This window comes from Gimesia chilikensis, assembly GCF_007744075.1.
Taxonomy (GTDB): domain Bacteria; phylum Planctomycetota; class Planctomycetia; order Planctomycetales; family Planctomycetaceae; genus Gimesia; species Gimesia chilikensis_A.
The window spans coordinates 8,000,227-8,020,819 of record NZ_CP036266.1; the positions used below are offsets into that span (position 1 = coordinate 8,000,227).

The following is a 20,593-nucleotide window of genomic DNA, read 5'->3' on the forward strand; positions in this document are numbered from 1 at the left end:
ACAGACAGTCGTATGAAATTCAGATCTCCCAGGAATTGTTAACCCAAACTGGAACTGATACAGCAATGAATAAATGGTTTTCTCTGTGGCTGAGTCTTGGATCATCACAAAGACGATTCCCTCAGATTCAGGTGGCTCTGGTATTCATCCTGTTCTGTCTTTTCGCTGACCTGGCATTGGCTCAACAGGAAGATCAATCCAAGGTCCAACCTCTGATCACGTTCCTTTCCCATCGTACGGGGCACAATGTCCTGTATACGATGCACCCCGATGGATCACAGATCACACCCGTATTGGGAGGTCCCGTTTCTGACCAGCCCGTATTCACAAAAGGCGTGACCATGTTCCGGTCACCACACTGGACACGACAGAGTCCCAATGGGAAATACTTTGCTTCGTGGGTGTATGAAGAAGGTCACCCTTTTTCAAAATGGCAGGGTGACCTGCGTGCCATGCTCTGGGTGGGAGATCTACAGGGGACATGGACCCGCATTCTGAATCCTGACTGCACAGAACTCTTTGCCTGGTCACCTGACAGCAGACAGATCGCCTGGTCCACGAACTTTGCAGACTCCCGGATCCGCTTCCGTCAGAAAAATCAAGCCGAGCTAAGTCGAATTTATGTGGCAGGAATTGATGGTTCACATTCCAGACAGGTGATGGAAAAAGAGGGATCGTGGCTTGTGGAAGACTGGTCGCCAGACCAGCAACGATTGTTGATTACACACCCCAGCGACGGTGCAGAACTCAATGACTCACGATGTGAACTGTATGAACTTCTTCTGTCTGAGACGTCGCCTGCGCAAGATTCCGATAGCCAGGATAAAACATCTCAATCAGAGAAAAAGATCCTGAAGAGAATTTCATTCTCTGCAGAAAATCTGGTGATCAGTTCGGCCCGTTACGCCCCTGATGGCAAGAGTCTGGCATTGGTTGTTTATAACCCGGAGAACATGTACGCCTCGAATCTGGCAGCTGATGATGAATGGGGACGCATGCGGATGATGCGTCTGCTGGGAAAGATCGCTGTCCTGTCGCTGGATACGGGTGAGGTTAAAGTCATTTTCGATCCAGACTACGGACTCCGCGGTCCTATCTGCTGGACTGCAGACGGCAAAGAAATTCTATTCTCACGCTATCTGTCACCAAACGACGTACGTGAAAAATTTCAGTCGGACAAATCACATGGTCTGGCAATCTGGGCTATCAACCGACAGGGGAAAAAACCAAGATTTATCACCACAGGCTGGAGTCCGGATTGCAGTCGTGTTGTGAACGGAAATTAATTCCATGACGGGTTATAGCGGAAACAGCGACCCATACACGGTCTCGCCCCAAACCAGTTTCTCTTTCAGTTTCTTCACCAGCATAGCCGTATTTCCTCGACTGCAGGAACAGAGTGATCATTCGAAAGACGCACACTCCATCATGCCGGGCGGGGAGGACGATGTAAAGAAAATGTGTCTGACTTCGAAAAATAGAGACGTGCATCCCACTGATTCTGATACGATGAAACTGGTTAGAAATACATTGCAGCATTTGCGAGAACAATAATGAAGGAAGATCATGACGTCGAGATGCCGTGTTGATTTGACAGGAATTCTGCTCAGCCTGTTGAGTTTAATCCTGCTCCCTGCAGGCTGTCAGCGGGCGGGTGATCCAGTACCGTTGGACGCTGCGCTGGAACTGCAGGAAACGGGACACAGTGATCAGGCAATCCAAATGCTTGCCAGGGAAGACATTGAAAAAAATCTTCATGCGTCTTCTCTGCGAACGCTGAAAATCAATGAGAACGAATTTAAAGAGTTACCCCAGTGGAAACGCGACTTTTTCTCAGAGGAATCTTTGTTACTGGTCCCCCTGCTCAAAAGAGCCGCCTATCTGCAAATTGAACAATTACAGGCAGCCGAAGATGCAGGCGCAGCGGAGAAAGAGAAAGCATTGCAATCACAACTGCAACGTCTGATCGGTTTTCTGCAGGACAAACAGAGACTTCAGCTCTATCAGCAATTGGGCGGCGGCATTCAAATGAAGCTGAAGGAAGCCACATCAGACCAGGTAGATTCATCTCAAGAATCGACGTAGAGCCTGCAAGCTAAAGAGAGAGTAGATCACTCCGGCTCATAATCCTCAAACAGCCGGTAGTCCCGTTCGCATACCCACTCGGTCAGCAGCGACTTCAGTTCCTCGTCCTGTAGCGGTCTGGTCTGTCCGCTCTGAATATATCTGATCGACCAGCCAGCGGCTGCCTCCTGCAGATAAACCGCGTCTTCCCACCCCGGGATCGGTACCGGAGAATCCGATTCCGGCAAACGTCCTACCAGGACAGCAATCGTCTCTGGTTCATCCGGCTTGTACCTGCGCACAACCACGTCGGCTCCCAGCCCCTCCAGAAACGAAATCAATTCCGCCTGCGTCATGCCTCTGTCTCGTCATCACCGTAGCGTTGCAATTTTTCTTTCAACTCCTCGTAGGCATCCCGGGCTTCGCGAATCGTGGTGCCGGGATGGAGTTCCTGGTAGATGCGGATCGCAGCGACTTCCTGTTCGTCTTTGACCGCCTGCAGTAATTCCATCGACACCTCTTTTCTGGACTCCAGACCGATGTTCGGCAAATCGGGTGACCAGTGACCCCAGTCCAGTGTCTTCCCATAGCGTCCCCAGATCTGATCATCTTCATGACAGCGAAAGCCAAAGACCGCGTGATATTTAAGATTGAAGCAGTCTCTGCATTTCTCAGGAACATACACCTTACTTTTGATATACTGATCTTCAAAGAGAACGGGATTGCAAAGCCCCGATTTGCGGCAGGGGCCGTAGTCTAGAGAGAGGTAGTCCTCTACCTGATCCATCGCCCGGACACATTCCCCTTCAAACATATTTTCACATTCCGTGCACTTTCGTGGAATATGATCTGTACTTCCAAAGTGACTGAAAGCAACCGGTTCCAGTGACCCTTCTACCTCGCACCGCGGAAATACTTTTCGATACATCTGGATCTCCCACGTCTCACTCCGGATTCAAAGCATCAAACAGCGCATCGAACTCGTCCGGTAGTGCGGAGAGGGGCTGCAGGTCTTCGGCTTCCGGGTTCTCGGGCAGTGGTTGAAAATCGATAAAACGGATCTTCAGCGTCACGTCGAATTCGCCGAGGGTCATGTCCAGCAGAACGAAGCTGGCGCCCATCATGGCTTCCCGGTTGTCTTCGGTCAGACCGGGGACATACACGATCAGATCGATGGCACCATCTTCGGTCTGCAACCAGAAGTAGAAGTCGTCCGGCGTCAGTTCCTGCTCGCCGAACTGCAGGGCACAACCCGCTAAATCCATTCGTTGTCGAAAGGGAGTGAACGTCCAGCCGGGCAGATCGGGGGCACTGTCGATCAACAGCATCACTGCAGGAAATGCCTCTTTCACTCCGTCGGCACTGATGACCAGATCGCGCACGCCCTCCTCATCGGGCATGGAGATTTCGTAGGTCAGACCTTCGTCGATCTCCTGCAGTTGTTCGCCCAGTTCCGGCAGCAGTACTTCCTGCTGGTCTTCCAGATGTTCAAAGCGATGCAGGTTGTTTTCAAACCAGAACCAGAAAGAGAGAACATCGGGCGTTGATTCCGGGTCAGTGGTCATCGGGCTTACTCACGCAAAAAGAAAAGGATTGAGAAACACAAACGCCATCATGGCAGTTGCGGGTAGAGAAGTAAAGATTTTGTTCGCTGGCATGCTATTCCAGCAGCTTCGTCAGCGCCAGTTCCAGCATGTCCCGACGAACCAGGCCGGCACGCAGAGAGGAGGGAATATTCGACTCTCCCCAACAGGCCCCCGCCAGTTGACCGCAGACCGCACCTGTTGTGTCGGCGTCGTCTCCCAGGTTCACGGCCTTCAGCACCGCTTCTTCAAACGAGTCGGCGTCGTGAAACGCCCAGAGGGCGGCTTCCAGGCTGCGGATGACCCAGCCCGATCCTTCGATTTCTGGCGGCTGCCTGCGTCGAAAGCTGCCGTCTGCGATCTCCTGTACCAGTGGATGCAGAGGCTTGATCGCGTTTAACTGCTGCAGCGTCTGCCAGTCTGCAGCGAGCACATCGTCCCGCGGTTCTCCTCGGATCAACGCTGCCAGCACACAGGCCAGGTAGCGACAGGCATCGCGGCATTGCTCACTGGGATGTGTAGGCAGGCTCGACTCTTCCGCCAGCCGGGAGAACTCAGCCAGATCGGATTCGAACAGTTCCGCATACCGCATGGGCACCGGCGCCAGTCGCATGATCGAACCATTGCCGCTGGCGTATTCATGCGAGTCACCCGACGTGAGTGCATTCCCGTTGACGGAAAATTCCCCCAGGGCCCTGCGGATCGTCATCCCGATATCAAAACAGCGGCCGTTGACCGAATAGCGGCCCGTCTTCCACCATTGCACGTAGCGCTCGGCCTGGTCGTTCAGATCCCAGCCGACGTCCGCGATACTGTCGGCCAGTGCGAGTGCCATGCTGGTGTCGTCGGTCCACGCACCCGGTTCAATCGGGTGCGGTCCACCCCCGCGATACCCGGTCACCGGCGGAAAGCTGCCCGGCGACTGGAACTCCACCGCCGCCCCCAGCGCATCACCTACGGCCAGCCCGATCAGCGTGCCTCGACTACGGTCTTCCATGTTGTGTTCCTCGTGTTGTGTATTGCAGGACTGATGTGGATCATCATAGTGCATCAGACCTCCGGTAACGACTGCAGATCGGGTTCGACGAAATTGTGCTTTGCTTCCAGGGAGATCAGCCGCTCTTTGGAATAGTAGTCGAGCAGTACCCCTTTCTTCAACATGCGGGCACAGGTGTTACAGAATTCGTCTGACGACTCGAATGGCCCCTCTTCGCGGAGGGCGTGGCAGACCAGCCGCATGAAGGCGACCGTGATGGTCTCGTGGTAGCCTCGCTCCAGTTCCTCGGGAGTATTGGTGGCTTTATTGTAAGCTTTGATGCCGGCCCGCATGCGGAGCAGTGCTTCCGGGTAGGGAAAGCGCGTGGCATAGAGATAAGCCACCCGGACATGCGCCCGGTGCGTCCACTCCTCGGAGGGCAGGGTGCAGGCTTCAAAGGCTTCCAGCAGCTGAGCATCATCCATGAGTGGGTATTCCCGGACATTGAACAGGTCGACTTCACTGGCAACCTGTGGAGGTAGTTGACGCCGATTAACGGGCACACTGTTTAGAATGGAGACACGACAGCGGACGGTCAAGTGCGTATTCGCGTGACGGACGGGCTTTCCTTAGATTACATGAAAATATCATCTCACGGTGTCACCAGACTGAACCGGGACCAGGGACGGATTAAACCAGTCTCGAGCGCAAAGGGGAACTCAATGCGTGAGAATGACGGTTCGCGCATCGACGTTAAGTACCTGGGTTCCGTTTTCGTATTCGATTAACGGCTGATCCCAGTGGGCATGTCCGCGGACGACCAGGGGACTGCGACGCGTACTCAACAGGTCTCGCACGCGGGCTGATCCCTGCTGCCGGGCATTCAGGCCGCGGGGGCCGTCGTGCAGCAGCAGGATGTCAATCCGTTCTTCCAGCAGCAGTTCCAGGGCAAACAGGTAATCTTCTTCACTGCGCCGCTGATGGCGTTCCGGATTGCCGATGATCCCGCCAATTCCTCCGATGCGGAGTCCATCGAGTTCAACGAAATCACCATCCAGGTAATGCAGATGTACGGGAAAGCGGGGTCGGGCTTTACTGTTTTCGCCATAGGTATCATGGTTGCCGGCCACTCCCGCCACCCAGGCAAATTCATCGCCAAAGGCCCGCCAGACGGCGCTCACATCGCCGGTGCCGCCCCGTTTGTCGAGCGCGGGGACCGTATAGAAGTCCCCCGCCAGCAAGACCGCGACACGCGAAGGATCGTGAATTCCGACCTCAGGCAGGACTTCCTGAACCAGGCGCAGGGGGAGTGCTTCTCCCAGCAGACGCGGCGGACCGCCGGGCGACTCCTGAAATCGCTCGCGGCCCTGCAGATCGGCGGTGACAACGACAGCATCCAGTCCCACAGGCAGCGCATCAACCCGCGCATGATGAATCGGCAGACGTTCTTCATAGAAGCCACTCCTGCGGCTACCTGCGTTGAGATACTTAATTTCTTTGAGAAGTGTTGCGGAAAAATCTATAATTTTCATATCGAGCAGACAACCCACAGCCGGTTCAGGTTCGGTGGCACATAGATCCCCGTCCCTGCTTCTTTTGAGACATCAATCATAGTATGCAATACGCACCGGAAATCATTCAACGACTCCAGTCAGCTTCTGAGGCTGCACACTGTTGAACAATTTCTTTTTGCTTCGCTGGTGCCATTCTGCTAATCTGAATCAGACTTTAACTCCCCCCCCTGAAACATCGCGGACCCGCCCATGAAGCTTCACTGCCATTTATTAATTGTCTGTCTGTGCCTGCTGGTTTGCAGCGCTGGCTGTACCGTGAACTTCAGCGTTAACGCGGAACGAGAGGAAGACCTGGGCTCGCATCATGTCATCATCCGCCCGGGAGATACGATGACCACCACGACGGAGGCCACGTTCGGCGATGAAGCGACATATGAATTTACCTGTGGCGACGTGAAGGTCCGCATCGAAAACGAAGCGCTCTCGGTGAACGGCAAATCGTATGGGATGCTGGAACCCGGACAGGAGATCATCGTCGATCATGGGACCGTCAGTGTGGCCGGTGAAGTGCGACAGCCTGTCGTGGGCAGTCAGGCTGACGCACCCCAGGCAGAACCGGCCGCGTCGCAGTCTGACTGATGTTGTGGCTGTATATTGAATCATAATCTGAAGTTCCGAAACCAGCTAAGCAGGTCCGCTTCCCAGCCGTCTCCCCGGCACGACCGTTCCAATGGGAATCGGGGGCTCCTTTCTCTCCCCTCCCGACTCGATTTCCAGAATTTTGTTGATCAAACGGGCAATATCAGTAAGATAGATAATATACAAGACATTTGCCGCCCAGGCAGGAGGTAAGCGATTCGGCGGATTGACGGAGCATTTTCCTTAATCCAGGAGCGAATCTCATGTTGGAACTGGCGACAATCAGTGTTTTCTGTCTGCTTTGCTTTGCCCTGCTCAATCTTTACTGGGGCCAGCGGGTCGCCCGCCTGTATCAGGCACACCTCGCTCAGAAATCCCACTCCAGTTACACACCGTCGGCTGCGGTCGTCTTGTCTCTGCGGGGCAATGATCCGTTTCTGGCCGACTGCCTGCAGGGTTTGCTGAACCAGGATTACCCTGCGTACCAGGTGAAAATCGTCGTGGATCACATTGATGATCCTGCTTTCGCTTTTGTGACCCAATACCTGGCAGAACACGAGCACCCCCATTGCGACGTCAGCATCCGCGAAGTTTCCAATGGAGTCTGTGGCCTGAAGAACGCCTCGCTGGTGCAGGCCATCCGGGAAGTGGATAATGACATCGAAGTCCTGGCCTGGCTCGATGCGGATGTCATTCCCCATCGCAGCTGGCTCCGCGAACTGGTCTCTCCTCTGCAGGATCCCGAGGTCGGGGTCGCTTCGGGCATTCGCTGGTATGCGCCGCGGCATGCCAACCCGGGAACCATGGTCCGCCATGCCTGGAACACCGCAGCCATGATGCAGATGGTGGCCCTGGATATTCCCTGGGGAGGTTCAATCGCGCTCAGCCGGGAGATCTTCACTCATCCGCAATTAACCAATTCGTTCTCCCGTATGCTCTGGGATGACACGGGACTGAAAGTCATCGCCGATCAACTGGGCCGCAGAGTGGCTTTCGTGCCTGCCACGACGATGGTCAACCGGGAATCGATCTCCTTTGATTCCTGTTTTCGCTACATGACCCGTCAGCTGGTGAATGCCCGCTATTATCATCCACACTGGTGGCTCGTCGCCGGCCTGGGACTGATGACGGCTGTCGCGCAGACCGCGTTGCTGGTTCTCAGTGTCCTGTTTATGCTGCAGGGGGATCTGACGGCAGCAGCGAGTTCCGCGGGAGTATTGCTCTTCGCGAATGGCTGTGTCGCAGTGGCGATCTTCCGCATCAGTCTGCTGGTTCACAAGACGGTCACAGCCCGCGGCGAGCATTTTCAGCGTCAACCGCTGCGCACGCTGGGCTACCTGGGAATCACGGTCTACATTTTCGCGGCTGCGTTACTGGCAGCCATGCGGACCCGCACCATCGACTGGCGCGGCGTGCTGTATCATGTGACCGATCCATTCAATGTGCAGATCATGCATTACGAACCGTATCGGCATCCCGAAGCGAATGCCTCTCTGCTCGAGCTGGAACACGTTTCGATTTAAAACAGATGTTCCGTTTTTCGGTGCAGTGCACCAGGTCTCAATCAGGAACACCTGCTTGATCCTGCGCGTCGACAGCGAGTAAGATAGAGCGGACTGAATGATCTTAATCCCATCTCAGGCTGCCTTGCGCGCCCGTCTCCCGATGTAAAGACCTGCTATGTTTTCTGAATCCGCCTGGAGCCGCAAAAGTATCGGCGACGTCGATGTCGTCTACCATGAAGGCCTCTATCACCTGTTTCACCTGGTGCTGCCCAATCACGACTTCATCGCGCATGCGATCAGCGATAACGGACTCAACTGGCGGCGCGTCGACAACGCGCTGTTCATCGGCGATCCCGGAGGCTGGGACGACCTGATGCTCTGGACGATGCACGTCACCCCCGATCCGCATCAACCTGGGCACTGGCGGATGTTTTATACCGGCCTCTCCCGCCGCGACCAGGGAAAGAAACAACGCATCGGGCTCGCACTCAGCGAAGACCTGTTTCACTGGCGAAAGGCGGACGTGCACTGGGAAGATCTCCGCGGCCACGACGACCCGGAGATCGTCAAGCAGACGCGAGCGAATCTGGTCTGCTCAGTCTCCAATAACATTAAGTCGAAACAGGATCTCAACAGCAGCTTTCCGCTGGAGCCGGATGCCGAATACTACGAGGCCTCGGTAGACGAAGAACGCAACTGGGTCAGCTTCCGCGATCCCTTCTATTTTCACGAGGAAGACCGCGGCTGGCTGATGATGGCGGCACGGACCAACGAAGGCCCGCTGGTTCGCAGGGGCTGCGTCGGTCTGATGGAAGAATACAAACCCAACCATTTCCGCGCACTGCCGCCGCTGCATGCACCGATGATGTATGACGACATCGAAGTTCCCAACCTGTTCCGCATCGACGGCGACTACTACCTCGTCGGCAGTCTGCGGGAAGACGCCAAGATCCGCTACTGGCACACCACAGATCCTGAGCAACCCTGGCGCAACTATTACGACAACGTGCTGCTCGCCAAGGGGAACTATGCCGGCCGCATCTGTCGAGACGACAAGGGGCTGCTGCTCTGGAACTTTTATGTCCGCGACCCCCACGACCGGATGACGAACAACATCCTGCCTCCGCCCAAGCGACTCACACGCCGGAGCAACGGACAGCTGAAAGTCCAGACCTACGAAGGCATCATCGAACGCATTGTCGATACACTCGATTCCCGCTGCCTGCACACATTGAAAGGGTCGCGGGATGAATCCTACTTCTGCATGCTCGACGATTCCCTCGAGCTGATCAGCCAGGCCGGCTTCCAGGGCTTTGTGTTCGACGAGGAAATCAACTGCTTTCGCATGCGGTGCCGTCTGACAATGAAGGGGGCCGGCAAATGCGGACTGCTGTGCCGGATCGATCCCGAAACGCACGACGGTTATTACCTTTCACTGGACCTGATGAAAGGGATCGGCCAGTTCCGCGCCTGGAAAACGGGGCCGCTCAGATCGGGCGAGCACATGATGCAGTTCGAATCGCTGCAGGATGGTTTCTGGCGGGCCAGTGAACCGCAGGATGTCGAAGTGCAGATGATCTCGTTCGGCAGCTACCACGAACTCAGTATCAATGACCACGTGGTTCTCTCACTGGCCGATGCGAACTTCAGCAGCGGAATGCTGGGCTTCTACGTGGAGACGGCCTCGTTGCACGTCTCCGATCTCGAAGTGCACCACATCAAGTCGCCCACCCAGACCGACGATCACCTGACCACCGGCTGGAGAACCAACGGCGAAGAACCGGGAACGCTTTTGCAGTAAGCTATCAGCTTGACGCGATGTTTCCGTTAACCGCCGAACAACTTCTCATATAGACTGTAGGCGGTGCGTCCTGCGAGCAGGAGCGAAGTGATCAGGCCGATAAAGCCCAGGAACTTCATCCAGAAAGGAATCGCGTTTTCGCCCGTCATGTCGGAACGGGTCGCCAGCCAGAGCATGGCGATGGCCAGCATCGGAATGCCCAGCACGGTCAGCGACTGGGCGAAGATAATCAGCCCCACGGGACTCTGTCCCATCGTCTTGGTGTAAATGGCGACGACCATCCCCATCATCAACGCACCGACGGTACACAGCTTGGGCCACTTCTCATCGATGTAGCCACCTTTGCCCAGGCCATCCGACAGGACCGAACCGCCGATCATCGCGTTCACAAGGAAGGAACTGAAAGCACCGGCGAAAATCCCCAGCGAGAAAATGATCACCCCGAAAGTCCCGAACCCGGGTTCCAGACTCTTGGCGACATCCGCGACGGAGCCCAGTGTTTTCACATCGGGATTCTGATACAGCACCTTGGCGGCGGTGATCAGCACCATCATCGTGATCAGCCCCAGCACGCAGATCCCGACAGTGGAGTCGATCAGTCCCTGTTTGAGGTTATAGCGGGTCCAGCCTTTCTGCCGCACCAGGTACGACTGATAGAAGGCCCCAGCCACAGAGAATGTCGTTGCATACAGCGCCACGACAGGTGTCATGACTTCGCTGAATTTGACTTTGCTTGTATCGAATTCAGGCAGGGAAGGAATGAACCCGGCGATCGCTGCCCCCCAGTCGGGCTTCGCCATCAGCAGGTTGATCGCGAAAGCGATAATCATGATCCCCACCAGAACCTTCATCAGGGTTTCGATCATCGCATACAGATGTTTAAAACCATACAACGCCAGAATGATGAAAATATTCATCGCAATAATGATCATGATGTCTGCGTTGCTCGAACCCATAAACGGCTCAACCGCAGCGAGTACTCCCAGATTATTACTGAACTGAAAACAGGCGGCGATCAGAAACAGGATGATCCCCGTTGCAGCGGCTACAGGGCGTCCCGCCCGCTTCGCCAGCTCATCACAGATCGTTCCGTCCAGTTGAATCCCCAGTCGCGCCGACAGCGCGGTCATCGCAATCATCATGATGACCGCAATCACCAGCACCCAGTTCATCTGATAGGCGTATGTGTGACCGATCTTGGAAGCCGACAGAATACTGCCCGGCCCCAGTACCACCGAGGCGGTAATAATCGCCGGGCCCAGGCTGCCGAGAATGCGCTTGATCAGATTTGATGGAGGCTGTTCGCTCATGGGAGATACCGTATTTTCTAAATAACCGAAAGAAATTCATCAGGCCGTATCTTAACAAACCTGATCCTCAAATTAAGGTCTTACCGGTTGCAATTATGCAAATCGATCGTAAATTACGACCTCGTCTAATGTTAGCTGCCCAGCTCGTTCATTGGCAGGTCGCAGAGCCTTCCCCACAACCACGAACATTGAGATCAGGTGGTCCTCGGGAAGATTGATCAGTTCAGCCACTTTATCAAAGTCGAAACCGTCCATCGGACAGGTGTCGTAACCCATCTCCTTGGCGACCAGCATCATGGTCTGAGCGGCCATCCCACAGGAGCGCATCGCTTCGTCCCGCTCGGCTTCGATGTTGTCTTTGTAATAGTTCAGAATCATCGGCACCAGTGCCTTCTGCACCGGTTCGGGGGCGTTTTTCCAGTAACGGTCCGGCTCTTTTTCCCAGGCCTTCATATCCGCACAAATCACGACCAGCAGCGACGCATCGGTCACCTGCGACTGGTTCCAGGAAGCGTCCCGCAGCTTCTGTCTCAGTTCTGGATCTTTCACCACGAGAAACCGCCAGTGCTGAATATTGAAGGCGGTCGGGGAAAGCATGGTATAGGAGAGGAGCTTTTCGATTTCCTCATCGGTCATGCGATGCTCGGGATCGTATGCTTTGACAGAACGTCTTTCTTCTATTGCCTTTAAGGTGTCCATTATCTTTCGCTTCTCTTGACGGGTTCGGGTAATTCACAATGCGCCAGGCACTTACTATCATAGGCAGTCTCAGCAAGGATGAACACTCTCTGCCAAAATCGGAGGCAGGAAATCAGCTGTTTTTTTAGTCTTTTCGAGCGTCTCCACCCGGATTCTTCTCTGATCAAACATTGTCGCCCGCTGAACAGACCCCTATAGTAGTTACTGAGGGCTACCGGACTTCAGGCACGGATGAGAAGGTCAACCCCCGTCTCCGGGGGCACCTGCACAACGGAATTAATCACAGGATCGGACAATGTCCCAGTCAGATAAAAAACAGACCGCCGCAACAAACAACAGTGCCGATACTCCACCGGAACAAAAGAAACGCTCCTTCGGACGCACCTTTCTGATTCTGCTGGTCATCGTCGGTATTCTCACCTGGTTTGCACCGCAGATCATCTCGCGTACCGCGCTCAAAGATTCCATTCTGCCGCTGGTTCTCAAACGCTATCCCGCTGACATCAAAACAGGGGACGTGACACTCGGCTGGGGTCAGCCGGTCTCCTTTCAGAATATTGTACTGGAAGACTTTGAAGGCCGTCCCGTGGTCCGCATCAAACAGATCCAGACACAGAAAACGCTCTGGGAGCTGGCGAAGGACCGCAAGCAGATCGGCGATGTGAACGTGACCGGCGTGGATTCTTTTACCTACGTCAACAGTCAGGGAATCGCCAACCGGGACTTCATCACGGCACTCATCAACAAAGGGACCGAGGAACATCCGGAAGGAGAACCGGGTAAAGAGGAACCGCCGAAAACGGGCCTGCGTCAATCGCTGAAACTGAACCTGACCGATTTGAATCTGTTTGTTGTCAACACAGACCAGCAGGCGAAAGAAGAGGAAACTCCCTATCTGGCCGGCATGAACATTACGGTGACCCGTCCCGGTCCGCGAACCGAACCGGTACTCGTGGAAGGAAACTGGCAGGAGAAACTAGCCGAGAATGCGGGCAGCAGCAAACCAGCGGAAATCGCCTTTACCGCCAGTGTGGTCAATGCAGACCAGCCCGATGCCTCCCGCTCCGGTTCACTCAAATTCAAATCACAATTTTTCGACCTCAAACAGTTAACGCCGATGGTGCAGGCCTTTTCCCCGGGCGCTTATATTGACGGCATTTCCAATTCCGAAATGGAAGTCAAATGGTCGGGCACAAAAGAGGCGCCCCGGTTCACCGTCAAAGGAAACTGGGAAGCGGCCCCCTTCGTCTTCAGCGCCCCTGAGCTGATCGGTAACGACGAAATCTCGACCGACTATGCGAAAGGGAACCTGGACCTGATGGCCGCCGATGGCGTGCTCTACTTTAAACAGGCCGAGGCAGAATCACAGCTGGGGAAACTGGCGCTGCAGGGCAAAATCAATCTGAAGGACCTGCAGCACGAGGATCGCCGCGAGCGTCTGGCCGGTCTGTTGTCATCCCGTCTCAAGTTGACCGGCGATCTCGACCTGGCCGAAGCAGCCCGCCAGCTGCCGGAAACCGTGCATCTGAAACCGGGAATGCGAATCACATCGGGGAACGTCAACTTCGAACTCTCCAATTATAATCCGCAGAAACCCGAAGAGGCAGCCGACCAGACCTGGCTCGTCGCTCTGAAAACTTCCGACCTGAACGGCGTAAACCAGGGACGCGAAATCCGCTGGCAGCAGCCGATCGAATTGCTGATGCGGGTCCGCCGCGAAGCCGAACAGTTCGAAATAGAATCGCTCCGCTGTGCCTCGGACTTCCTCAAGCTCAGCGGCAGCGGTAATGCCCGGGACCTCAAGATTCAGCTCGAAGCGGACCTCGATTTGCTCTCACAGCACCTGGAACAGTTTGTCGATCTGCAGGCTGTGGCCCTCAAGGGGAAACTCAAAGGGGAGGTTGATTTTCAGATCGAGAACGAGAACTGGAAAACCCAGTCTTACCTGACGTTTCAAAACCTGCAGCTGGCAGCCCCCGATCGCCGCGGCTGGAGCGAACCCAAGCTCGAACTCACCATCGATGGTGCCGGCACCACCGATGAGAAGCAGCTGCACGTCGAACGATTTATTGTCACGCTGCTCGCCGGCGAAGATTCTTTCCAGGCGAAACTCAAAGCGCCGACAACCATTGAACGACAGGCGGAAGCAGATCAGAAACAGCAGGTGCTTCCGTTCCAGGTCCAGTTACGGGGTAAAATCGCGTCTTGGGCCGATCGCGTGCGTCCGCTGGGGAGCCAGGACCTGGAGCTCGGAGGCAACGTGCAGTTCTCCTCGGCAATCTCGATTGGTGACGAGTACGTCGCGCACGAAAACACAACCCTCGACCTGACCAATCTGCATATCGCGTCTCCCTCCCTCTGGATTGATGAGCCGCACGCCGAACTCAAAACGGCCGGCAGCTGGGATGGCAAACACAAGACATTGAAACTCGCCACACTGGCCTGGCGGAGTGAGGCGGTTGCCGTCAATGGCGAAGGGATTGAAGTACAACTGCCCCATGCTGAAGTCAGCACTCCCTCGCTCGACGGGAAACTCGCCTTCAATGGCGACCTGCACCAGATGACCAGCTGGTTCCAGAATCCCGCAGAACCGCCGGGACAAAAATATTATGGAAACATCCAGGGGCAGGCCAACGTGGTCGTCAATGACCAGGGCCGGATGGCGAACTGGCGGACGACCATCAAGGACTTCGCCATCGAAGCGCCCCGGCGCCCCGATACGCGGGTCACAAAAGAACCGATTGCCAGCCAGCGCAATCCGGGCTGGGTGATCAGCTGGCAGGAACCGGAGATCCGCATCGAAGGGGACACCCGTCAGAGCCTGCAGGAAGACACTGTCGCGCTCAACCAGATGTCGATTCACTCTGATATGCTCGATCTGACAGCGAAAGGCAAAATCGACAACTGGAGTACCACCCGCAACATCCGTCTGGCGGGTGAAGTGACCTACGACTGGGAAAATCTCACACCCCTGTTGCGCAGTAAACTCGGCCCCGATGTGCAGATTGTCGGAAGAGAGACACGTCCGTTTAACTTGAATGGTCCGCTCGGCTCGCCGCAATCACAAGAAGTCGAAGCGGTGGCCCTCGACAATATCCAGCCCCGTCCGCTGTATCCGAATACGCGGCCCCTGTTCGTACCGACCACCCGTTACCAGGATCTGACCGGTGAAGCGGGTATCGGCTGGGAACAGGCCAACATTCGCGGCCTGACCAGTGGCAAGACGACCATCGAAGCCCGCATCAAAGACGGCCAGATTCATATTACCCCCATCGACCTGCAGGTCAGCGGCGGTCGACTGCGGGTGGCCCCCATCATTCGACTGGACGTCAAACCGGCGGCCCTTGTCTTTGGTAAGGGGGAAGTGATTGACCGCTTCCAGTTCACTCCCGAAATGACCCGTAACTCGCTGCGTTTTGTGGCGCCGATGATCGCTAACAGCACCAGTATTCAGGGACAGTTCTCACTGAGCCAGGACTACGCCATTATTCCGCTTGACCAACCGGCGCTGGGTGAAGCCCGCGGTGCGATGTCCATCCAGTCAGCCAGGGTGGGACCGGGACCGTTGTTCGATGCCCTCGCGGGAAAAATTGATCAGGTCCTGGCAATGATCAACATCAATCGTGACGGTCGCCTGATCGGCCCCGATGCGATCTTCATGCAGGTCAACAATCAGACCGTGCAATACCATATGATTGACGGCCGCGTTTATCACAGCCCGTTCCAGGTCAACATGAAGGGCATCACGATTACCACCACCGGTTCGGTGGGCCTCGATGAATCACTCGATCTCGTCGCCGAAGTGGGTTTCACAAACATGCTGCCTCAGGACAGTGACAAGCCGCTGATTAAGGCGCTGCTCAGCCGTCCGCTCAAACTACCCATCGGCGGCACGCTCAAAAAACCCAAGGTCGACATGAGCTCGGTGGGTAATTATGCAAAACAGATGGGCGTGAATGCCCTCGACGCCGTGCTGGGAGGCGGCATTGGTTCCCAGATTCAGAGCCTGTTCCCCGAGCGAACCCCTGAAGAAATGGAACGCATCCAGAAGGAGCGCGAGGAGCGTCGTAAAGAACGCGAAAAACGCCGCGAAGAACGCCGCCTCGAAAAGCTCAAACGCAAACAGTAACCAACGCACACCACCCGTGAGCGGAATGGCGTTCGTTTCTGTTGATCTATACTGCGCGGTTACAAATTACCGGCAGCTAGCGCTTTGCCGCTCAATTTCTGACACGCTATCACTTCCCGGAAACGGCGCTCAGTTCTTCCTTACCGCCGTGTTGCGGCAGCAGGCGTTTGGCTTCTTTCAACACGAACTCGGGATCCATAAACGGTTCGTAGCTGATATCCTGCCAGACGACGTTCCCTTTCGCATCGATAATGAAAGTGCCGTGCAGGGGCTGCTTTTCGAAATCGTCGAAGACATGGAACGACTTAAACACATCCAGCTTGCTGTTTGAAAACAGCGGGATCGGTAAATCCCCTTTGTCGTAATTCTTGATGGACGTCTTCAGGCCTTCCTGGTCGTCAGTGCTGATCGCCATCAAGGGGAAGCCGGCCTGCTCGAACTCCTTGACCATCGGGGCGAAAGCCTGCAACTGCTGCGCACAGTGCAGACAGCTGTAACCGAGATAAAAGATCAACACATGCGGCTTGCCCTTGAACTCATCGGAACTGCGGAGCTGGCCTTTCGCGTCTTTGAGCTGCCAGGTCGGAACAGGGGAGGGTTCCCAGCGGAACGGTCCCAGGGTTTTCAGATCGGGTCGATCGCCAACATCGCTGGCCAGTTTGTTTTCAATCCGCCAGTCTCCGGCATAACCGGCTGCCTCGGCGACCGGCGCCAGTCGAGTGAAGAGGGGCACATCCAGATCGATGGTGGCAGACAGCTTTCTCAGCTTGTCAAACTCTTTCTTCGCCTCTTCCTTCTTGCCGGACTGCCAGAGCAGTTCGACCAGCGTCGCCTGGGGCTGCACTTCATTCTTATGCGAACCGATCAGCTTCCGCAGGGCCTTCTCTGCTTTTTCCGCATCGCCTGATTTCCATTGAACGACAATCAGGTAAACGTCGTCGGCACCACCGGCTTTCTTCAGCAGCTCGTGTCCTTTCTTGAAGTCACCCGCTGCTATCGCCTGGTGCCCCTGCAGGGCATCGATGTGTTTCTGGACTTTCTTGATGCGGGCCACAAACGGCTTGCCCGCTTTTTCTTTCGCCGCTTTAATGTCCTTCTCGGTCGGGGCGGCTTTCTTTTTGGAATCTGCCTTCCCGTCTTTTTTTGCGTCTTTTTTCTCGTCTGTTTTGGGGTCAGACTTTTCATCCGTCTGCTTGTCGTCGGCTTTCTCGGAATTCTTAGCTTTCTGCTCTGCGTCGGCCTCCGCTTTGGTTTTCTCGGTCTCCAGAGTCTCTAACCGTTTCTGCAGTTGCGCGATCACCTGTTCTCCCTCGGGAGAGCGACCATTCTGGAAATTAGCCAGTCCCAGGTAACGCAGACGATTCAGCTGTTCGTCTTCCTCTGCGGTCGGCTCCAGGTAAGGTGTCTGGCTGAGTGCGATAATATCGTCCCACAGTTCGTAGGTGCGCAAAACCTGCAGCAGACGCATCCGTCCGTACTTGGCGCTCCCCCGTTTTTTGAGTGTGTTGTATTTAGGGTGCTGAGGCAGTGAGATCATATTCTTCGCCAGATCCACAGCATCATGCACGCGACCAATGAAAATCAGGTTGCGGATCAGCCATTCGTTGTTGTGGGCATAGTTGTGAATCTGGTCCGGCATGACCGCATCCCGCATCATGTGGGCGTGGTCCACACGGGCCGAAGCTTCCTGCTGCCAGACCGCATCCTGGTAGCGTTTGAGCCGCGAATAAATGTGACCGGGCATGTGCCACATGTGGGCGATTCCGGGGGAGGACTGACCGCAGTTCGCTGCTGAGGTCAACGCCATCTCCGGCTTGCGATGATCCCACAGATGAATTCGATAGTGGTGGGCGGGGTGCATCGGGTTCTTAGCGAAAATGTCCTGCAGCAGTGCTTCGGCAGCCACATAGCTCGTGCTGGCAGACCGCGATTGATACAGGTGCACCGCCAGGAACGCCTTGGCTTCCAGGTCATCGGGATATTCGATGATCAGGTCTTCCAGCGCTTTGGTATAAGCTTCATTGCGTTCCTTGCTCTTCTTCTTGTCGGCATTGATGTAGTCTTCCAGCGCCTTGATATATTTCTTCTCGCGCGGCGTGATCTTGTCGAGCCGTTTGTTTGCTTCTTCGATGAACCCCTTGGCCCGCTTCTCGTTTTTCAGGTTGCACATTGCAGCGCCCCAGAAGGCCATCGCACAGTCTTTGTCGAGATTGGCTGCATGCCGGAAAGAACGCTCGGCTTCCAGGTACCAGAACCCGTGCAGCTGTCCCAGCCCCTGATCCAGGAACTTCTGTGCTTCCGGATTCTTGACCGTCACATCGAAGTGTACGTCGCCGGTGCCTCCCATCAGGTAAGCCGCCCGCCGCGGTCCCTCGTTGAAGACTTCACCATGATACGAATGGCCCGCCAGCACATCGTCCGACTCGGCAGAGTCCTTCGAGGTCGACTCGGCTTCGGCTGACTTCTCTTTCTTCGCCTCCGTCTTGTCGGCACTCAATACCGGTCCGGCAGAGCAACAGAGCAGGCCAGCGACTGTGGTCAGGATAAGAAAATAACGCTGCAGGGATGCGGGGAGGGTCAAACTCATAATACTCACTCAGTTGTTGGAATGATTGAAGCTATGATTCCATCGCGGCGAAAACCGCGCACGTTACGCCATTTTACCCCCGCCGGTTTCGGAATGTCGATCCTCCCCGACGGATTCGGCGGACAATTACCGGAAAGATGCACTTTGACTGATATCATCGTTTCACACAGGAATTCTGCTTGCCTGATATTAATGTTCAGATTAGCATACCCGGGTTATGGCTCGAGTCTGTTTTACCCCCAACCTGGAACGCCACCTGGCCTGCGCTGCAGCGGAGGTCTCCGGTACTTCCGTACGTGAAGCACTGGACCAGGTGTTTGAAAATCAACAGCAGCTAAGGGGTTACATTCTCGACGACCAGAATCGGCTGCGGCAGCACATGGTGATTTTTATCGACGGGAAAACCATCGTCGACCGGGTTCATCTCAGCGATGCCGTCTCGCCTGACAGTGAAATTTACGTGATGCAGGCACTCTCCGGCGGTTAATTTAAACCTCAATTCTCAGCTCTCTGAATTCACAAAAGAAAGGTGTCGGCATGAGCGCTCGACTGCACGTCGCCACACGCAAAGGTCTGTTCCATCTCAAACGACACTCTGGACAATGGTCTATCGGTCGACACGATTTCGAAGGCGCCCACGTCTCCATGTCGTTGCATGATCCCCGTAACGGGATGACCTATGCCGCTTTGAACCACGGACACTTCGGCGTGAAACTGCACCGCAGCAGCGACCAGGGAGCGAACTGGGAAGAACTCACACCTCCCGCTTATCCGGAGGGCGCCGTGAAAGGGGCAGACCCGTTTACCGCCAATGGAGAACCGAAGCCCGCCAGCCTGAATGAAATCTGGTCTCTGGAAACCGGGGGCCGCGATCAGCCCGACCGCCTCTGGTGCGGCACCATTCCCGGCGGACTGTTCCGCTCCGACGATGCCGGCACCAGCTGGCAGCTGGTCGAATCATTGTGGAACGCTCCCGAGCGGATGCAATGGTTCGGCGGCGGCAAAGACGACCCCGGCATTCACTCCATCTGCGTGCATCCGAAGAACAGTCAGCAGGTCGCGGTCGCCATCTCCTGTGGCGGCGTCTGGGTGACCCAGGACGACGGCGCCAGCTGGAACTGTCAGACCACCGGCATGTTCGCCGAGTACATGCCCCCCGATCAGGCCGATAATCCCAACGTGCAGGACCCGCACCGCATGGTGCAGTCCCCCTCGCGGCCGGACACTTGCTGGGTCCAGCATCATAACGGCGTGTTTCGCACCACGGACGGCATTCAATCCTGGCACGCCATCGAAGGCATCCAACCTTCGAAGTTCGGTTTCGCCGTCGCCGTCCACCCGCAGCGTCCCGATACTGCCTGGTTCGTTCCCGCGGTCAAAGACGAGAACCGCGTTCCCGTCGGAGGCAAGTTCGTCATCGCCCGCATCACGGACGGCGGCCAGACCTCACAGGTCCTCACCAAAGGCCTGCCGACAGGTAAGAGTTACGACATCGTCTACCGCCACGCCCTGGACGTGGATGACAGCGGCGATGTCCTCGCCGTCGGCAGCACCACCGGCAATCTCTGGATCTCAGAAGACGGCGGCGACTCCTGGCAAACCATCTCGACGCACCTGCCGCCCATCTACTGCGTAAGGTTCGCCAAAGCGTAGCCAGTCATAGCGCAGCTGTAACAGCGTCCCGAATCCCGGTTGCCACTGTCAGCTCGCCCGACAGTAAAGCTTGGCATAGACTCAAACAACACGTAAGAGAATTAACCACGAAAAGTACAAACGTCACGAAATT

General features: G+C 55.7%; 17 protein-coding genes. 8 read left to right on the plus strand and 9 right to left on the minus strand.

What is annotated here, in order from left to right; genetic code table 11:
* Positions 1-65: 65 nt before the first annotated feature.
* Both HG66A1_RS30510 and HG66A1_RS30515 read left to right on the plus strand, forming a co-directional pair.
* Complete coding sequence (locus tag HG66A1_RS30510; RefSeq protein WP_197996888.1) at positions 66-1,286, plus strand: hypothetical protein; 1,221 nt, start codon at positions 66-68, stop codon at positions 1,284-1,286.
* A 280-nt stretch (positions 1,287-1,566) separates the two neighbouring features.
* A complete protein-coding gene (locus HG66A1_RS30515) occupies positions 1,567-2,085 on the plus strand; it encodes a hypothetical protein (protein WP_145193164.1) in 519 nt (172 codons plus the stop codon).
* Positions 2,086-2,111: 26 nt separating this feature from the next.
* Here HG66A1_RS30515 and HG66A1_RS30520 read toward each other — a convergent pair whose 3' ends face one another.
* The 6 genes from HG66A1_RS30520 to HG66A1_RS30545 form a co-directional block, all read right to left on the minus strand.
* Positions 2,112-2,420, minus strand: a complete 309-nt coding sequence (locus tag HG66A1_RS30520) for a hypothetical protein (protein WP_145193166.1) — start codon at positions 2,418-2,420, stop codon at positions 2,112-2,114.
* Complete coding sequence (locus HG66A1_RS30525; protein ID WP_197996889.1) at positions 2,417-2,992, minus strand: hypothetical protein; 576 nt, start codon at positions 2,990-2,992, stop codon at positions 2,417-2,419. Before HG66A1_RS30525 ends, HG66A1_RS30520 begins: the two co-directional genes overlap by 4 nt.
* Positions 2,993-3,008: 16 nt before the next feature.
* Positions 3,009-3,629 carry a hypothetical protein gene (locus tag HG66A1_RS30530; RefSeq protein WP_145193168.1) on the minus strand — a complete coding sequence of 207 codons (621 nt, stop codon included), beginning with the start codon at positions 3,627-3,629 and terminating at the stop codon, positions 3,009-3,011.
* Positions 3,630-3,723: 94 nt separating this feature from the next.
* Positions 3,724-4,644 carry an ADP-ribosylglycohydrolase family protein gene (locus tag HG66A1_RS30535; protein WP_145193170.1) on the minus strand — a complete coding sequence of 307 codons (921 nt, stop codon included), beginning with the start codon at positions 4,642-4,644 and terminating at the stop codon, positions 3,724-3,726.
* Positions 4,645-4,697: 53 nt separating this feature from the next.
* Complete coding sequence (locus HG66A1_RS30540; protein ID WP_145193171.1) at positions 4,698-5,222, minus strand: hypothetical protein; 525 nt, start codon at positions 5,220-5,222, stop codon at positions 4,698-4,700.
* Between the two features lie 120 nt (positions 5,223-5,342).
* Positions 5,343-6,155, minus strand: coding sequence for a metallophosphoesterase (locus tag HG66A1_RS30545; protein ID WP_145193173.1), 813 nt, complete (start codon positions 6,153-6,155; stop codon positions 5,343-5,345).
* A 231-nt stretch (positions 6,156-6,386) separates the two neighbouring features.
* On the opposite strand from HG66A1_RS30545, the gene HG66A1_RS30550 reads away from it, so the two are divergent.
* From HG66A1_RS30550 to HG66A1_RS30560, 3 genes are all read left to right on the plus strand, one after another.
* Positions 6,387-6,776, plus strand: a complete 390-nt coding sequence (locus tag HG66A1_RS30550; RefSeq protein ID WP_145193174.1) for a hypothetical protein — start codon at positions 6,387-6,389, stop codon at positions 6,774-6,776.
* Between the two features lie 263 nt (positions 6,777-7,039).
* On the plus strand, positions 7,040-8,299 hold the full coding sequence (locus HG66A1_RS30555; RefSeq protein WP_145193175.1) for a glycosyltransferase: 1,260 nt from the start codon (positions 7,040-7,042) through the stop codon (positions 8,297-8,299).
* Between the two features lie 157 nt (positions 8,300-8,456).
* Entirely contained in the window at positions 8,457-10,082 is a 1,626-nt protein-coding gene (locus HG66A1_RS30560; protein ID WP_145193176.1) for a glycosyl hydrolase, read from the plus strand.
* A gap of 26 nt (positions 10,083-10,108) precedes the next feature.
* Here HG66A1_RS30560 and HG66A1_RS30565 read toward each other — a convergent pair whose 3' ends face one another.
* Together HG66A1_RS30565 and HG66A1_RS30570 are read right to left on the minus strand one after the other, a co-directional pair.
* The gene (locus HG66A1_RS30565; RefSeq protein WP_145193177.1) at positions 10,109-11,392 is read right to left on the minus strand and encodes an Nramp family divalent metal transporter; all 1,284 of its coding nucleotides are present in this window, start codon (positions 11,390-11,392) and stop codon (positions 10,109-10,111) included.
* 93 nt (positions 11,393-11,485) lie between these two features.
* Entirely contained in the window at positions 11,486-12,091 is a 606-nt protein-coding gene (locus HG66A1_RS30570) for a nitroreductase family protein (RefSeq protein ID WP_145045457.1), read from the minus strand.
* Between the two features lie 295 nt (positions 12,092-12,386).
* On the opposite strand from HG66A1_RS30570, the gene HG66A1_RS30575 reads away from it, so the two are divergent.
* Positions 12,387-16,220 (plus strand): hypothetical protein, encoded by a 3,834-nt coding sequence (locus tag HG66A1_RS30575; RefSeq protein WP_145193178.1) that lies wholly within the window; start codon positions 12,387-12,389, stop codon positions 16,218-16,220.
* Between the two features lie 109 nt (positions 16,221-16,329).
* Here HG66A1_RS30575 and HG66A1_RS30580 read toward each other — a convergent pair whose 3' ends face one another.
* The gene (locus tag HG66A1_RS30580) at positions 16,330-18,807 is read right to left on the minus strand and encodes a peroxiredoxin family protein (RefSeq protein ID WP_145193179.1); all 2,478 of its coding nucleotides are present in this window, start codon (positions 18,805-18,807) and stop codon (positions 16,330-16,332) included.
* A gap of 217 nt (positions 18,808-19,024) precedes the next feature.
* Here HG66A1_RS30580 and HG66A1_RS30585 point away from each other — a divergent pair, with 217 nt between their 5' ends.
* On the plus strand, positions 19,025-19,294 hold the full coding sequence (locus HG66A1_RS30585; protein ID WP_145193180.1) for a MoaD/ThiS family protein: 270 nt from the start codon (positions 19,025-19,027) through the stop codon (positions 19,292-19,294).
* Between the two features lie 50 nt (positions 19,295-19,344).
* On the plus strand, positions 19,345-20,460 hold the full coding sequence (locus HG66A1_RS30590) for a WD40/YVTN/BNR-like repeat-containing protein (protein WP_145193181.1): 1,116 nt from the start codon (positions 19,345-19,347) through the stop codon (positions 20,458-20,460).
* Positions 20,461-20,593 lie beyond the last annotated feature (133 nt).